Annotated in this window: 9 protein-coding genes and 1 pseudogene; 2 read left to right on the top strand and 8 right to left on the bottom strand. The window is 70.5% G+C overall.

What is annotated here, in order from left to right; genetic code table 11:
* Nucleotides 1-245: 245 nt before the first annotated feature.
* The 5 genes and pseudogenes from ACQRWP_RS08850 to glgX all read right to left on the bottom strand — a co-directional run bounded on the left by ACQRWP_RS08850 (nucleotide 246) and on the right by glgX (nucleotide 8,219).
* A complete protein-coding gene (locus ACQRWP_RS08850) occupies nucleotides 246-1,430 on the bottom strand; it encodes a low temperature requirement protein A (protein WP_430501646.1) in 1,185 nt (394 codons plus the stop codon).
* A 183-nt stretch (nucleotides 1,431-1,613) separates the two neighbouring features.
* Nucleotides 1,614-2,005, bottom strand: a pseudogene (locus tag ACQRWP_RS08845) (IS701 family transposase); the annotation flags it as partial.
* 67 nt (nucleotides 2,006-2,072) lie between these two features.
* On the bottom strand, nucleotides 2,073-3,797 hold the full coding sequence (gene treZ / locus ACQRWP_RS08840; protein ID WP_430501645.1) for a malto-oligosyltrehalose trehalohydrolase: 1,725 nt from the start codon (nucleotides 3,795-3,797) through the stop codon (nucleotides 2,073-2,075).
* Entirely contained in the window at nucleotides 3,794-6,100 is a 2,307-nt protein-coding gene (gene treY / locus ACQRWP_RS08835) for a malto-oligosyltrehalose synthase (protein WP_430501643.1), read from the bottom strand. Before treY ends, treZ begins: the two co-directional genes overlap by 4 nt.
* A gap of 1 nt (nucleotide 6,101) precedes the next feature.
* Entirely contained in the window at nucleotides 6,102-8,219 is a 2,118-nt protein-coding gene (glgX, locus tag ACQRWP_RS08830; protein ID WP_430501642.1) for a glycogen debranching protein GlgX, read from the bottom strand.
* 315 nt (nucleotides 8,220-8,534) lie between these two features.
* Here glgX and ACQRWP_RS08825 point away from each other — a divergent pair, with 315 nt between their 5' ends.
* Nucleotides 8,535-9,974, top strand: coding sequence for a glycosyltransferase family 4 protein (locus ACQRWP_RS08825; RefSeq protein WP_430501640.1), 1,440 nt, complete (start codon nucleotides 8,535-8,537; stop codon nucleotides 9,972-9,974).
* 490 nt (nucleotides 9,975-10,464) lie between these two features.
* On the top strand, nucleotides 10,465-11,109 hold the full coding sequence (locus ACQRWP_RS08820; RefSeq protein ID WP_430501639.1) for a maleylpyruvate isomerase N-terminal domain-containing protein: 645 nt from the start codon (nucleotides 10,465-10,467) through the stop codon (nucleotides 11,107-11,109).
* Nucleotides 11,110-11,362: 253 nt separating this feature from the next.
* On the opposite strand, the gene ACQRWP_RS08815 is transcribed toward ACQRWP_RS08820, so the two are convergent.
* The 3 genes from ACQRWP_RS08815 to ACQRWP_RS08805 all read right to left on the bottom strand — a co-directional run bounded on the left by ACQRWP_RS08815 (nucleotide 11,363) and on the right by ACQRWP_RS08805 (nucleotide 16,310).
* Nucleotides 11,363-12,646 (bottom strand): citrate synthase, encoded by a 1,284-nt coding sequence (locus ACQRWP_RS08815; RefSeq protein WP_091408199.1) that lies wholly within the window; start codon nucleotides 12,644-12,646, stop codon nucleotides 11,363-11,365.
* A gap of 186 nt (nucleotides 12,647-12,832) precedes the next feature.
* Complete coding sequence (locus tag ACQRWP_RS08810) at nucleotides 12,833-14,887, bottom strand: sulfatase-like hydrolase/transferase (protein ID WP_430501638.1); 2,055 nt, start codon at nucleotides 14,885-14,887, stop codon at nucleotides 12,833-12,835.
* A complete protein-coding gene (locus ACQRWP_RS08805) occupies nucleotides 14,880-16,310 on the bottom strand; it encodes a class I SAM-dependent methyltransferase (protein ID WP_430501637.1) in 1,431 nt (476 codons plus the stop codon). The genes ACQRWP_RS08810 and ACQRWP_RS08805 overlap by 8 nt, the downstream gene beginning before the upstream one ends.
* Nucleotides 16,311-16,322 lie beyond the last annotated feature (12 nt).

Genomic DNA, 16,322 nt, shown 5'->3' with positions numbered 1-16,322 from the left:
GGTGTCCTTTCGCTCCGGCGCCGGTGGACACGCGACCGCCGAACTGAAGTGGTGACATCAACTCCAACGCTTCACCGGTCGCCGAGAACTCCCATCCGAGACCATTAACGCCGTCGCTGACCTGGTATCTGACCGCATGATTAGCTAGTAGCCAACCCGCATCAGAGCAGCTCACATGCCCCACTCAATTGCGCACAAGATCGTTAGCTGAGTGAAGGCTTGGGGCTGAGCTGGGGTGGGGGGGTTCAGAGCCGCGGAGGCAAGGATTGATCGCCCACCTCCCGGCCACCGCGCAGTAGGTCGAACCCGACGACCCCTGCGAGCACGACGGCGGCTGCCGCAGCGGGCACCAGTACGGGTTGCCCGACCAGGGGCGGGCCGATGGCGATGAGCACGCCTAGCCCGATCAGCCGAGGCATGGACACGCGGGTGAACACGTGCCGCCCGAGTAGTGCGTGTCCGGCGAGGAAGAGCGCCGGTCCGCTCAGGATGATGACCAGCCAGGACGCCGGGGCCGCTGCGGTCGCGTGCGCGATCGCCATCTCGTCGGAGACGGTGATGGCGACGATGCCGGCCACCATGAGCAGATGGGCGAAGGCGGATTCCCTGTTTCGAAAGCCCGGCTCGCGCGCATGGGAGAAGGCCGTGCCGAGCTTTTCCCGGGTGCGGTAGAAGTAGGTGAAGTAGAGCAGCACGCTGGTACCGAAAGCCACCGTGAACGCCATACCTCGGTGGAGGCTAAATTCGCTGGCGTGGAATGTTCGCCCGGTGGTGATGACCGTCTCACCGAGCCCGATGATGATGAACTGCCGGTAGCGCTCGGCGAGATGCTCGCTGGCCAGATTCCACTCCGAGGGGGTCGTACGACCGCGCTTCGGCGTGGGCCATCCGGAGAGCGCGGCCAGGTAGTCGATTGCGATGGCCAGGCTCCATAGCGCCACCCGGGCTGTCTCATCGACCAGCGCGCCGGCGAACCAGGGCACCGCCGAGACCACGAACCAGGGAACTGCGCGCAGCGGTCGACAGCCGAGCGCATCCCGGCGCAGAGCGATGGCGAGCAGGGAACTGCGGCCCAGGTTGATCGCGACGTATGCGATCGCGAAGAGTAGTCCGCGCCGTTCGAACGCCTCCGGGATAGCCGTGGAGATTAGCAGGCCACCGAACATGGTGGCGATTACCAACAACTGGATATGGATCAGCCGTGAGTCCAGGGTGTCGGTCACCAGGTTGGTGTACGACCAGACCCACCACACTGCCAACAGCAGGATCAGCGTCTGGTAAGCGCCGGTCCAGTCCAGCCGGTTGAGCAGGGTTTGAGAGAGCCGAAAAAGGATAAAAATGTAAATCACATCGAAGAACAATTCGACGTAGGTGGCCTGCTTCGGCTGGCCAAGATCGCGGACCAGCCCGGGGCGCTTCTCCGTCTTCATGCCAACCCGTTTCTTCACCCGTCCGGACTACCGGCTCCCGGAAGAGTCATACCACGGGCAAGTCAGACCGACGGGCGATTCGTTCATCGCCGCAGATGCTCCGATGACCCCACTGAATCCGGGATTGTGGATGAACCCGGGCGATGTAATCGATGCGTCTAATACTCCAGCAGGAGATCCGTCTCATGGTTCGGTGAGGGCTTGCCGGGCGTAGTGGCTGATCTTGGCTTGATTTTGGCCGCGACGTCGGTAGATGGACCAGGCGATAACGTCGGCGACGCGTTGTGCGGGTTCGATGATCAGGGCGTGGAACAGTCGGCGTACTTCGTTGACGGTGATCGCGATCAGTCCGTCTGGGCTGGTGGTGCTGACTGCTGTCGCTGCGCTAAGGAACGCGTGGGCGGCGATGACCAGAGTCGTCCAGCCATGCCAGGCTTTCCACCGACGGTGTTGGTGCTGGTCCAGGCCGAGGCCGGTTTTGGTGACTTGGAAGGTTCCTCGATACTCCACCGCCGGCCGGCGACGGTGACGAGTTGATGCAGCGGGACCAGTTTGGGGCTCCAGCAGCGATGGAACGTCGTTGGTCGCGTGATGTCATGCACGCGCTCATCTGCCGCGATCCGCAGTCATCCTCAGTCGACATCACAGCGCCACGATCGCCGCCGTCTCAGCCGGCAACTGGATCCGGTCCCGCATGACGGTGACGCCCTCCCCCGTAGCCAGCAGCACCCGCCGAGCCACCCCAGGAAGCGACACCCCCTGCCCCCGCCCAGCCAGGTTTGCCACGACAAGCGTGTCCCCCCGCCGCATCACCAAAAACTGGTCCCCGTGCTGAACAGAGACAGCGTTCAACCGAGGATCCGACAGGTCCGGCAGCGACCGCCGCAGCCCAATCAACCGCTGGTAAAAAGCCAACATTTCCCGATGCTCAGGCTTGTCCAGCTCGGCCCAGTCCAACCGCGACCGCGCGAACGTCTGCGGGTCCTGCGGATCCGGCACGTCCCCCTCCGGCCACCCGTGCGACGCAAACTCCCGCCGCCGCCCGGTCCGCACCGCAGAGGCCAACTCCGGCTCCGGGTGCGACGTGAAGAACTGCCACGGCGTAGAGGCCGCCCACTCCTCCCCCATGAACAACATGGGAGTGAACGGCGCGGTCAACAGCAACGTAGCCCCAACGCGGAGCAGCGAAGGCGACAGAGAGGCCGAGATCCGGTCCCCGGTAGCCCGGTTCCCGATCTGGTCGTGGTTCTGGAGATACGCCACGAACCGGTGCCCCGGCACCCGAGGATCAACCGGCCGCCCATGGTGCCGGTTGCGAAAACTCGACCAGGTCCCCGCGTGGAAGAACCCACCCGTCAGCACGTCAGACAGCGTCTCCAGGGAGCCGAAGTCCCCGTAGTACCCCTGCCGCTCCCCCGTCAGCAAGGTGTGCAGCGCGTGGTGCGCGTCGTCGTTCCACTGCGCGTGCAGCCCGAGGCCACCCGCCTCGCGCGGGGTGATGACCCGCGGGTCGTTGAGGTCGGATTCGGCAATGAGCGACAGCGGCCGTCCGAGGTGCGTCGACAACGACTCCACGCAGATGGCCAGCTCTTCCAGGATGGGAACGGCCCGCGAGTCGTGCAGGGCGTGAACGGCGTCGAGGCGTAGGCCGTCGACGTGGTAGTCGCGCAGCCACATGAGCACGCTGTCGATGATGTAGCGGCGTACCTCGTCGGAGTGCGGGCCGTCCAGGTTGATCGAGCGACCCCAACTGTTGCTCTGCTCGGCGAGGTAGGGCCCGAACTGCGGCGCGTAGGCCCCGGAGGGCCCGAAATGGTTGTAGACAACGTCGAGGATCACCCCCAGACCGCGAGCGTGGGCGGCGTCGACGAACCGTTTCAGGCCGTCAGGCCCGCCGTAGGGCTCGTGTGGGGCGTACCAGCAGACGCCGTCGTACCCCCAGTTGTGTTCGCCGTTGAAGGCGTTGACCGGGAGCAGCTCGATCAGGTCGACGCCCAGCGACACCAGGTGGTCGAGGCGGTCGATGGCCGCGTCGAAGGTGCCTTCCGGGGTGAAGGTGCCGATGTGCAGCTCGTAGAGGATGCTGCCGGGCAGTTGCCGGCCGGTCCACGCGCTGTCGGACCACGCGAATTCGGCGTGGTCGTAGCGGCGGCTCGGCCCGTGCACTCCCGCAGGCTGCCACGGTGACCGGGGGTCGGGCAGTGGGGTTTCGTCGTCGTTCAGCAGAAAGGAGTAGTCGAGGCCGGCGTCGGGCACCTCGACCCGCCACCAGCCGTCGGCGGCGGCGCGCATCTCGTGGTCGGCGTCGCCGGCCAGGCGCAGCCGCACCCGGGTGGCGTCCGGTGCCCAGACGGAGAATTCGGTCATGAAACGGCCTCCTCGGCAGCGGTGGGAGGAGCCAGCAGAGCGACGGGGTAGTCGGCCAGAAGAGTGTCCAGCGGCGTCTCTCCGCCACTGTAGACCCGGCCGGTGAACAGGTCCTTCATCTCGTGAACAGGAAGTGACAGAGCTGTGTCACACCATCCACCGGCACGTGCCAGGCCCAGCGGCAGCCGGGTCGCCACGGCGATCACGCCACCCCGGTCGAACGCCACCACGTGCCGGCCCACCGGCCCATGCGCGGGCACCGGTCGGTAGGTGGTGAACAGCTCCGGGTGCGCCCGCCGCAGCCGCAGGGTCCGCGACACGACGAGCAGCTTCGCCGCCCCGTCGGTGTCGACCGGGGGAAGCCAGCCGCCGTCGATGCGTGCCAGCAGCTCTCGGCGTACGTCGAAGTCGACCGGGCGGCGATTGTCCGGGTCGACGAGGGAGTTGTCCCACAGCTCGGTGCCCTGGTAGGTGTCCGGCACCCCGGGCATGGTGAGCTGGATCAGCTTCTGCCCGAGCGAGTTGCACCAGCCGGCCGGGGCGATCGCGGCGGCGAGTTCGGTCAGCTCGTCGTGCAGGCTAGGGTCGTCGTACATCAGGTCGACCACGGCGTGCAGGGCCTGCTCGAAGGCCGGGTCGGGGTCCGCCCAACTGGTCGAGGCCCCGGCCTCCCGCGCGGCCTTCTCGACGTACGCGTGCAGCCGTTCCCGCTCGATCGGCCACGCGCCGACGGCGGTCTGCCAGAGCAGGTGGGCGAAGGCCGGGTCGGGCAGCGGCGCGTACTCCATCCAGGTCTTGACCTGCTCGGCCCAGCGGCCCGGCAGTTCGCTGAGCACAGCGAGACGGGCGCGGACGTCCTCGCCGCGTTTGGTGTCGTGGGTGGAGAGGGTGGTCATGCTGGCGGGCCAGCGGACCTGTTGGGCGGCGGCGAAGCGGTGGAACTCCGCCGGCGGCACCCCGAAGTGGGCGGGGTTGTCGCCGACCTCGTTGAGCGCCACGAACCGGGTCCAGCGGTAGAACGCGGTGTCCTCCACGCCCTTGGCCATCACCGCGCCGGTGAGCTGCGGGAACCGTTGGGCCAACTCGTCGTCGGGGTTGCGCAGTCGGCGGGTGACAGCGTCCAGGGCACCGGCCAGGTCGGGGCGGCGGCGGCCGGCCTCGGAGCGGGCGGCGGCGAGGTGCCGGGCGCCGTGCGGCGGGTAACCCCGGTAGACGGCGAACGCGGCGGCCAGCTCGGCGAGCGCCACGCGGGCCTGCTCGGTGGGCACCTCGGGGGCGAGGGCGGCCAGCCGGGTCAGCTCGGCGGCGAGCAGTTGGGTGGCGGCGGCCAGCTTCGTGGCGTGGGTCAGGTCCTCCCAGGAGGTGTGCTGCCCGGTGAGGCGGTTGTCCAGCGCGGTGAAGTCGCCCTCGGCGTCGGTGTCGACGAAGAGCCCGCCGACCGCGGCCAGGGCGTCGTAGCCGGTGGTGCCGTCCACCGGCCAGTCCGGCAGCTCCTCGCCGTACTCCAGGATCTTCTCCACCACGAGCCAGGCGTCGGGCGCGGCGGCCCGCAACCGGGCCAGGTAGCCGGCCGGGTCGCGCAGGCCGTCCGGGTGGTCGACGCGGATGCCGTCGACCTCCCCGGCGGCGGCCCAGCGCAGGATCAGCTCGTGGGTGGCGGCGAAGACCGCCGGGTCCTCCACGCGCAGACCCGCCAGGCCCGCGATGGCAAAGAATCGGCGGTACGTCAGCTCGGCGTCACCGCGCCGCCAGGAGACCAGCTCGTAGTGCTGCCGGTCGTGCACCTCCCCGGCGCTGCCGTCGCCGGTGCCGTCGGCGACCGGGAAACGGTGCTCGTGGTAGCGCAGCTCCCCGTCGACCACCTTGAGGTCGTCGAGGGCGGCCGGGTCGTCGGCCAGCACCGGCAGCAGCAGCCGGCCGCGGTCCCAGTCGATGTCGAACCAGTCGGCGTACGCCGAGTCGCGCCCCCGGCGCAGCACGTCCCACCAGGCCGGGTTGGCGGCCGGGACAGCGACGCCGGCGTGGTTGGGCACGATGTCGACGACCAGGCCGAGTTGCTTGTCGCGTAGCGCGGCCAGCAGCCGCTGCCGGGCGGCCTCCCCGCCCAGCTCCGGGTTGACGGCCCGGTGGTCGACCACGTCGTAGCCGTGCTGGGAGCCGGGGGTGGCGGTCAGCAGCGGGGCGCTGTAGAGGTGGCTGACGCCGAGGTCGTCCAGGTAGTCGACGATCGCGGCGGTGGCGTCCAGGTCGAAGCCGGGACGAACTTGGATCCGGTAGGTGGCCTTGGGAGGGGTGGCCGGCATGTCAGATCGTCCTCTCCAGCACGACGAGGGAGCGGTCCGGCACCCGGATGGTGCCGCCCGCGCTGATCACCGTGGCGTCGCCCGGCTCGGGTTCGGCCGTGCTGATCACCCGTTCCCACTTCTGGCCGTACTCGCTGCCGGGCATGGTGAAGTCCAGTGGCGCGTCGTGGGCGTTGAAACAGAGCAGGAACGAGGTGTCATGGTGCTTCTGGCCGTACTGGCCGCGTTCGCGGATGCCCTCGCCGTTGACGAAGAGCGCCACCGAGCGGCCGAAGTCGTTGCCCCAGTCCTCGCCGGTCATCTCCCGCCCGTCCGGGGTGTGCCAGGCCAGGTCGGGCAGCGGCTCGTCGATGCCGCGCCCGTTCACCGGGAGACCGGTGAAGAAGCGGCGACGCCGGAACACCTGGTGTCGTTTGCGGAACGCGGTGAGCGTCTGGACGAACTCCAGCAGTTGCTCGTCGACGTTGCTCCAGTCGACCCAGGCCAGCTCGCTGTCCTGGCAGTAGACGTTGTTGTTGCCGTGCTGGGTGCGGCCCAGCTCGTCACCGTGGCCGATCATCGGCACGCCCTGCGACAGCATCAGGGTGGCCAGGAAGTTGCGCCGCTGCTTGGCCCGCAGGGCGAGCACCGCCTCGTCGTCGGTGTCGCCCTCGACCCCGCAGTTCCAGGACCGGTTGTGGCTCTCGCCGTCGCGATTTTCCTCGCCGTTGGCCTCGTTGTGCTTGTCGTTGTAGGACACCAGGTCGTTGAGGGTGAACCCGTCGTGCACGGTGACGAAGTTGATGCTGTGGAACGGTCGGCGGCCGTCGTCCTGGTAGAGGTCGGCGGAGCCGGAGATCCTTGACGCGAACTCGGCGAGGGTGGCCGGCTCGCCGCGCCAGAAGTCCCGCACGGTGTCGCGGTACTTGCCGTTCCACTCCGTCCACAGCGGCGGGAAGTTGCCCACCTGGTAGCCGCCGGGGCCGACGTCCCACGGTTCGGCGATGAGCTTCACCTGGCTGACCACCGGGTCCTGCTGCACCACCTCGAAGAAGGTGGAGAGCCGGTCCACCTCGTAGAACTCGCGGGCCAGGGTGGCCGCCAGGTCGAACCGGAAGCCGTCGACGTGCATCTCGGTCACCCAGTACCGCAGCGAATCCATGATCAGTTGCAGCGAGTGCGGGCTGCGCACGTTGAGGCTGTTGCCGGTGCCGGTGTAGTCGACGAAGTAGCGGCGGTCCTCCTCGCTGAGCCGGTAGTAGCTCGGGGCGTCCACGCCCTTGAAGCTCAGCGTCGGGCCGAGGTGGTTGCCCTCAGCGGTGTGGTTGTAGACCACGTCGAGGATGACCTCGATGCCGGCCGCGTGCAGCGCTTTGACCATGCCCCGGAACTCCTGTACCTGCTGGCCGGTCCGGCCCAGCGCGGAGTAGCCGTGGTGCGGGGCGAAGAAGCCGATGGTGTTGTAACCCCAGTAGTTGCGCAGGCCCAGGTCGACGAGGCGGTTGTCGTGGATGAACTGGTGCACCGGCATCAGCTCGATCGCCGTCACCCCGAGCCGGGTCAGATAGTCGATCATCGGCGGGGAGGCGATGGCCGCGTACGTGCCGCGCAGCTCCTCCGGGATGTCCGGGTGGCGCATGGTCAGCCCGCGCACGTGCGCCTCGTAGATCACCGAGTGGTGGTAAGGGGTGCGCGGCGGCTTGTCGTTGCCCCAGTCGAAGTATGGGTTGACCACCACCGACTTCGGCATGAACGGCGCCGAGTCGGTCTCCGACATGCGCTCCGGCTCGTCCAGGTCGTAGTCGTAGACCGCCGGGTCCCACTGCACGTCACCGTCGATGGCCTTGGCGTACGGGTCGATCAGCAGCTTGTGCGGGTTGCAACGCAGCCCGTTCGCCGGGTCGTACGGGCCGTACACCCGGTAGCCGTAGCGCTGGCCCGGCTCGATGCCCGGCAGGTACGCGTGCCACACGTAGGCGTCCACCTCGCGCAGCTCGACGCGGCGCTCCGCGCCGGTGTCCCACTCGTCGAAGAGGCACAGCTCGATCCGCTCGGCCACCTCGGAGAAAATGGCGAAGTTGGTGCCCATCCCGTCGTAGGTGGCGCCCAGGGGGTACCGCTCGCCCGGCCAGACCTGCATGTCGCTCCTTAGACCATGGTTATGTGCGCACCGGCCGAGATCGCCCGCGCGCACGCGGGTATTGCCCCCGGCCCGGTCGCGCCAATCCATCCTTGCAGCACTGCCCGGAAACCACCTGTCTGATGCGCGCTACACCACTCGGGTGTCCTCCGTCACGATGACCCTTTTCGAGGTGCGTTCTTGGGCCCGATGGACTTTCCTTGTTCAGGGGCAAGCGTCCGCGCGTGTCCCGCCAGGCCCTCGGCCACCCCTTACACCTCTCGCTCCGCCGCCACTGATGCCGGCGCGCACCACCATGCATGGACGGAGATTGATGTGACGACCCTGCGGGTCGACGAGCAGCTCGCTGCCACCAAGGACCGGGCCCACCGGCCCACCCTGACCTCCCGGCCCCCCGCGCCGTCCGGTCCCACCGCGCAGCCCGGCACGCCAGTGCCGGCGCAGTCCGGCACCGGGGTGCCCCCGCAGACCCGCCGCATCCTCATGCTGTCCTGGGAGTACCCGCCGGTGCTCGTCGGCGGTCTCGGCCGACACGTGCACGCCCTCTCCGTCGCCCTCGCCGCCGCCGGCCACGAGGTCACCGTCGTCACCCGCCACTCCGAGGGCGCACCCCTGGAGGAGTACGCCGACGGCGTGCGCATCCTGCGCGCACCCGAGGACCCGGTGGCCTTCCCCCTCGCCACCGGTTCGCTGCTGGCCTGGACGATGGCCTTCAACCACACCCTCACCCGCACCGCGCTGCGCGCCACCCAGGCCGGCTCCTACGACGTCATCCACGCCCACGACTGGCTCGTCGCGCACACCGCGATGACGTTGCGCGACCACCTGGACATCCCGCTGGTCAGCACGATCCACGCCACCGAGGCCGGTCGTCACCAGGGCTGGCTGCCGGAGGAGATGAACCGCACCATCCACGGCGTCGAGCAGTGGCTCAGCAGCGAGTCCAACCGGCTGATCGTCTGCTCCGGGTACATGCGCGACGAGGTGAACGCGCTCTTCGGCGTACCGGCCGGGCGGGTCGACGTGGTCGCCAACGGCGTGGAGCCGCACCGCTGGCGGGTGCCCGCGCGTGCCGTGGCCGCCGCCCGCGCCCGCTTCGCCGGGAACGGCCCGCTGGTCACCTTCGCCGGCCGCCTGGTGTACGAGAAGGGCGTGCAGCACCTCATCGCCGCACTCCCCCGGCTGCGCGAGCGGCACCCCGGGCTGCGTGCCGTGATCGCCGGCGACGGCCCGTACCGCGCCGAACTGGAAGCCGAGGTGCACCGCCGCGGCCTCGGCGGCATGGTCACCATGCCGGGCTTCCTGGGCGGCACCGACCTGCCGGCGCTGATGGCCGCGTCCGACTGCTTCGCCGTGCCGAGCATCTACGAGCCGTTCGGCATGGTGGCCCTGGAAGGCGCCGCGGCCGGTGCTCCCCTGGCCGTCGCCGCCACCGGTGGCCTCGGCGAGATCGTCGAACCGGGCGTCACCGGGATGACCTTCCGCCCGCAGGACCCGGACAGCCTGACCGACGCCGTGGACGCGCTGCTGTCGGACGCCGACCGTTCCCGCGTCATGGCCCGCCGCGCCCGCCGGATGGTCCACGACCAGTACGGCTGGGCCGCCATCGCCCAGCACACCGCCGCCAGCTACGCCGCCGCCATCCACCACGACGCCGCGTTCACCGCCGAGCGCGCCGAGCAGCGGATGTCGCAGGGCCGCGCCCTCCCGGCGCTCCCCGAGGGCAACCTGCTCGCCGCCGCCGGCCTGCGCTGACCCTCGCCGTCCGGGCCCGATTCCGGCTCGGCCCGGACTCGGGCCTGGCTCGGGCTCGGGCCTGGCTCGGGCTCGGGCCTGGCTCGGGCTTTGGCCCGGCGGGGTTGATCGACTCGGCTTTCTTGAAGTCCGGGTCTCCCGGTGCTGGGGATGCCCCGACTTGCGGTTGATCGACTCGGCTTTCTTGAAATCGGGGTGTCCCGTGGCTCGGGACGCCCCGACTTCCGGAAAGCCGAGTCGATCATGACGTGAGGAGCGCAGCGCACAGCTCAGCGCTGGGCCGCCGGGCTACGCCGCCGGGGCGCGGTGCGCCGGGGCGCCAACCGGGTAGCTCGACGCTGGGCGCCGGCCGCGCCGCCGAGTGTCGGGCCGTCGGGCCGTCGGGCCGTCGGGCCGTCGGGCCGTCGGGCCGTCGGGCGTCTGACCGAAGGGCCGTCGGGCCGGGGCCGCGCAGCTCGGCGATGTCGGTCGGGCCTGCCAGAATGTGCGAATGTCTCGCCCTGTGGACGCCCTGGATGTCACCTTTCCGATCGCCGCCTCGATCGCGCTGGACCTGATCCGACGCCCCGAGGTGACCGAGCAGTGGTCGAGCCCGAGCGCCCTGCCGCATTTGTCGGTGGGTGGCCTGGCGTGCCACCTGGGACGTCAGGCGGTCCGCGCCGCGGAGCTGCTGCCGACCCCGAGCGACCTGCCCACCCTGGAGTCGGCCGACAACCACTACGAGCGGGCCGCCTGGGTCACCGAGGGTTCCCCGGACAAGGACTCGGTCGCCTCCGGCCCCGACGAGGCCGACGCCGTACGCGGGCCGGCCGACCTGCACGCCCGGTCCGCTCAGGCGCTGAAAGAGGTCGGCGACCTGCTCTCCCGGGGTGCCGCCCGTGAGGTCGTGCCGATCCCGTGGCAGGGCTGGGCCCTCCCGCGCAGCGAGTTCCTGCTCACCCGTCAGCTGGAGGTCGTGGTCCACTCCGACGACCTCGCGGTGAGCGTCGGCGTACCCACGCCGGAGTTCCCGGCGGAGGTCTTCGACCCCGTACGCGACCTGCTGGTCCGACTGGCCGTGCGTCGCAACGGCCAGTCCGCGTTGATCAGCGCGCTGAGCCGCAGCGAGCGAGCCCGGAACATCTCCGCCTTCTGACCGGCCGCCCCGTCGGCGATCACCCGCCGCCCGGGACGGCCCGGGGCTCGGGGCCGGCCGCCCCAGGGCCCGGGGCCTGCCCCGGCATCACCCCGCGCGTGATCGACTCGGCTTCCTGAAAGTCGGGGCGTCCCGGAACGACGGACACCGCGCATTCAAGGAACCCGAGTCGATCAAGCGGGGAGCCGGCCCCGAACGCGGCAGGCCGCCGACCCGGAGGGGTCGACGGCCTGCTGGTGAAGCGAGGAGCGGGTCAGCGCTCGCCGAAGGGGACGTAGTCCCGCTCGGCGGAGCCGACGTAGACCTGCCGGGGACGGCCGATCTTGGTCTCCGGGTCGCTGATCATCTCGCGCCACTGGGCGATCCAGCCGGGGAGCCGGCCGAGCGCGAAGAGCACGGTGAACATCTTGGTCGGGAAACCCATGGCCTTGTAGATCAGGCCGGTGTAGAAGTCCACGTTCGGGTAGAGCCGACGGGAGACGAAGAAGTCGTCGGCGAGGGCGATCTCCTCCAACTCCATGGCGATGTCCAGCAGCGGGTCGGGCTTGGCCATCCGGCCCAGCACGTCCTGCGCGGCCTTCTTGACGATCGCCGCCCGCGGGTCGTAGTTCTTGTAGACCCGGTGGCCGAAGCCCATCAGCTTGACGCCGTCCTGCTTGTCCTTGACCTTGCGGACGAAGGACCGGACGTCGCCGTCGCCGGCGTGGATCTGCTGGAGCATCTCCAGCACCGCCTGGTTGGCGCCACCGTGCAGCGGGCCGAACAGCGCGTTCACGCCGGCCGAGACCGAGGCGAACAGGTTGGCGTTGCTGGAGCCGACCAGGCGGACGGTCGACGTGGAGCAGTTCTGCTCGTGGTCGGCGTGCAGGACGAAGAGCATGTCCAGCACCTTCGACATGACCGGGTCGACCTCGTACGGCTCCGCCGGCACGCCGAACGTCATCCGCAGCAGGTTGTCCACGTACCCGAGCGAGTTGTCCGGGTACAGCAGCGGCTGACCGATGGACTTCTTGTACGCGTACGAGGCGATGGTGGGGACCTTCGCCATCAGCCGGACCGTGGAGATCTCCACGTGCTCGGAGTCGAACGGGTCCAGGCTGTCCTGGTAGAAGGTGGACAGGGCGCTCACCGCGGACGAGAGCACCGCCATCGGGTGGGCGTCCCGGGGGAAGCCGTCGAAGAAGCGGCGCATCTCCTCGTGCAGCAGCGAGTGCCGCCGAATCCACTCGGTGAACTCGGTCAGCTGCTGCTCGGTCGGCAGCTCACCGTAGATGAGCAGGTAGGAGACCTCCAGGAAGGAGGACTTTTCGGCCAGCTGCTCGATCGGGTACCCCCGGTAACGCAGGATGCCCGCGTCGCCGTCGATGTAGGTGATCGCGGATGAGGCAGCGGCGGTGTTGACGAAACCGGGGTCGTACGTGGTCATCCCGGTTTCCTTCAGCAGCTTGCTCACCCCGATACCGGCGGGGCCCTCGACCGCAGGATGCACCGGCATCGACAGCTGCCCACCGGGGTGATCGAGCTTGACTTCCGTCATGTGGTTCCTCGCTTCGCCGGCAGATCTACGTTGAATTGCCTTCGCTTCTACCGTAATTGCGGCTCGGGGGACAACGCCCGCCGTGGTTCGGCGGTGAGGTATGCGTCACCCGATTCCCGACCGTGCGGCCGGGAAACCCGGCATCCCGCCAGACGGGACCGGACCGGACCGAACCCGGAAGCCAGGTCAGGAGAGGGTGAGGCGTCGCAGCGTACCGTCCGTCGCGACCTGGAAGACGTCGAGCTGGTTGGTGCCGGCGTGGAACAGCTTGTCGTCGGCGAGTAGCGCGGCGAAGCGGCGTCCGCCGGGGTCGGCCGGCACCACCGGGACGACGGCCCCGATGCGGCCGTTGACGGCGACGGCGAGGAGGGTGCCGTCCGGGATCCGGTCCGGGACGTCTCCCCAGACGAGCGCCGGAAGGGTGCCGGTGTCCGGGTCCGCGGCGGTGAACGCGGCCAGGTCGGCGACTCGGGCGCTGCCGGCGGCGGGGCCGGCGCGGACCTCGGTGCCGACCAGGGGGTGGGGTGTCGGCAGGGGTGGCGGGGCGGGCACGCCACCGGGGAAGGTGACCGGCTCGCCAGGGCGGTCGTAGAAGTGCTTCGTACCGTCGGTGCGGGGGGCCTGCCGGGCGGAGCGCCCGTCGACCCGCCAGGGCAACCGGACGCCGGCCTCGTCGGCCACTGTCGGCAGCAGGTCGACGTGTTCCCAGTTGCGGTCGTCCACCCGGCCGGTCTGCTGCCGGGGTTCCTTGACGAACGTCGGCACCCAGGCGACCTCGCCGGCGGCGGCCTTGATGGCGTCCATGCCCCGGCCCTGCGCGCCGGGGCGGAAGCTGACGCCGTGGTCGGCGGTCACCACGACGAGGGCCTGGTCGTAGAGGCCGTTGGCGCGCAGCGTCCGCAGCGTCTCGCCGATCAGCCGGTCGGTGTAGCCGAGCTGGGCGAGGTGCCGTTGCCGGGCCAGGTCGACCCACCCGGCGCCGTCGTTGGGCAGGTCCTCGGGGGCGTCGTATCGTGCCCCGGACGGCAGGTACGCCCACGGTGAGTGCGGCATCAGCAGGTGCAGGAAGTGCAGGGTGGGCCGGGTGGTCGGCTTCAGCCCGGCCAGGAAGCTGGTGAACCGGGCCGGTTGGTTGTCGTCCAGGCTGTCCCAGCGGAACTTCGGGTCGGCCGGCACCGGTTCGGCGGCGTCCAGGCCGGCCTCGGCGCGGGTCTGCTCGCGGTAGGAGTCTTCCGGGTCGACAGCGCTCTCCGTCGGCCCGGCGACCCGGCCGAGCAGCTTGCCGGTCTCCCGGACCAGCACGCCGAGCCCCTGCTCCGGGGTGACCGGCTGCTCGCAGCGGCTGGGTGGGCAGAGCCGGGTGATGCTCTCCTCGGCGCGGATGTCGTACAGGCCACCGAAGGCGGTGAAGATGTTGTCCGGGTACTGCGAGTAGTGCGGGGCGACCGGCTTGGCCGGGTAGCGGCCGGTGAGCATCGCCGGCAGCGCGTTGGGCGTCCACCCGCTGACCCCGGTGGAGTTGCGGTACCAGGTGGAGCCGCCGGCCAGCTCGGCGAAGTGCGGGTACCTCCCGGCGTCGATCTTCCCGTCCGCGCCGAGCAGGCTCACCAGCGGCAGCTCGTCGAGGATCAGCATGACCACCGGCGGGTGCACGGCCGAGCCCTGCGCGGTGCCGGCCGCGCCGCCGTCGCCGCGCGGTAGGACCACCGCCGAGGTGGGTGAGGCGAGCAGGAAGAGCGCCACGAAGGCCACCGGGCCGGCGGCGGCCAGTCGCAGCACACGGCCCGGCGCCCGCCACCGCCGGTGCGCGGCCGCGCCGGCGGCTCCGGCCAGCACGGCCACCAGCAGCAGCGGTACGCCCCGAAGTGGCGTGACGTGTCGGCCCACCTGCACGGCGAGGGCGGCGACCAGCAGCCCGACCAGCGCGGTGTGGGTGAGGGCGCGGGCGGTCCGGCCGGCCAGTCGGCTGAGCGCCCCGAGCATCGCCACCGCGACAGTGGGGAGCACCGTCACCAGGGCGAGCAGCAGCAGGATCTGGGCCGGGTCTGCGCGGTGGAAGAGGAAGAAGTCGGGGCTGCGGCCGAGCACGTCCAGCAGTGGCTGGGTGACCACGAGGCCGACCAGCGCGACGATCTCCAGCAGCCGGCCCAGCTCACCTCGCCAGCCCCGGTCCCACCGTCCGGTGGTCGGGGGCGGCCGGTGGTGCGGGGCCGGCGGGTCGACGGAGGCCGGTTCAGCCACCCATCACCGTCCGGTAGAGCGTGCGGGTGCCCGAGGGCAGTTCCAGCCGGTCGGTGATCCGGCCTCGGGCGGCGAGCAACGTCTCGAAGGTGTCGCGTCGGTAGTCCGAGAAGAGCCCGGCGGGCTTGTTGGCCAGCAGCCGGGTCGCCATCGGGTCCTCCGGGTGGACGAACTCCACCACCACCGCGCCGCCCGGCGCGGTCAGCCCGGCCAGCCAGTCGATGACCTCCGGCAGCGGCACGTTGCGCCCGATCGCCAGGTGGTGCACCACGGCCAGGGCGAGTACCACGTCGGCGGACGCCCGTTCGGCGAAACCGGCCCGCTCGACGCCCCGCCAGCCGCCACCCGGCGAGGGGTCGGCCAGGTCCAGCACGAGCGGCAGGATGCGTCGCTGCCCCTCGGAGCGCAGCTGTCGGTACAGCTCGTCGACGACTGCCGGGTCCTGCTCGACGGCGACCACGTAGTCGGCGTGCCCGGCCGCCAGCCGGGAGTACCGGCCGTCGTTGGCGCCGAGGTCGAGCACCAGGCGGGGACGGGTGCCGGCGGCCACCGAGGTGGCCACGAACTGCTCCTTCGCCACCCGGTCGCGGGCCGAGTAGCCGCAGGTGCGTTGGTAGTCCGACCAGTGGCTCTCGGGCGGGCGGCGGTCCAGCTTGCGGACCAGTTTCTCGATGCCGCGTACGGTGGCGAGCAGCAGCTCCCGGGAGAAGCCGGCGGCCCGCAGTTGGGCGCGGACCTCGGTGGTGCTGGCGGCGGCGTTGCGTTGCTGCATGGCCCCGTGCAGGTGCAGGTGGGTCAGCACGCCGGGGCGCAGCCGGCGGGCCCCGTTGAAGAGTGGCCGTAGCTCGTCGGCCTCGATGCCGTCGACCCGGGCGCGCAGCCACGGTTGGAAGTCGACGCCCAGGTGGGCGGTGAGCATCAGCGGGTAGAGCACGGTCTGGCAGAACTGCCGGTAGCCGGCCCACGGCTCGCCGTCGCGGACCGGCTCGAAGGAGCCGATGTCGATGAAGACCGGTTGGGCGCCGCGCCACTGGAGGTTGTACGCCGAGCCGTCCTTGGTGGTGAAACCCTCGCCGAGTGCGGCGGTCAGGATCTCCAGATGCAGCAGGGCGGCGTCGCGCAGCATGCTGAACGACCACTCGTACGGGTGGGAGACGAAGGGGATGCGCTCGTGGCGCAGCACGGCGGCCCACGGTGTTCCGGTCGCAGCGGGCACCAGGGTGGGCGGGGCGTCCTCGGTGGCGCAGACCTTGCGCGCGGCGACCAGCGCCGGGAAGAACGCGCTGCCGGTCAGTGCCCGCCAGTGCTCGGCGGCCTGGGGGTCCAGCCCGCGCAGCACCTCGTTGCCGACGTGGAAGACCCGGTTGGCGGGGTCGCGGAAGGAGGCCGGCTCGGGCCGTACCTCGGTGGGTGAGATCGCCATCGTCGGGGCTGG

This window comes from Micromonospora trifolii, from assembly GCF_050516465.1.
GTDB lineage: Bacteria > Actinomycetota > Actinomycetes > Mycobacteriales > Micromonosporaceae > Micromonospora > Micromonospora trifolii.
Note: the sequence above shows the minus strand (reverse complement) of the source record. Positions and strands in the feature narration are given on the sequence as shown.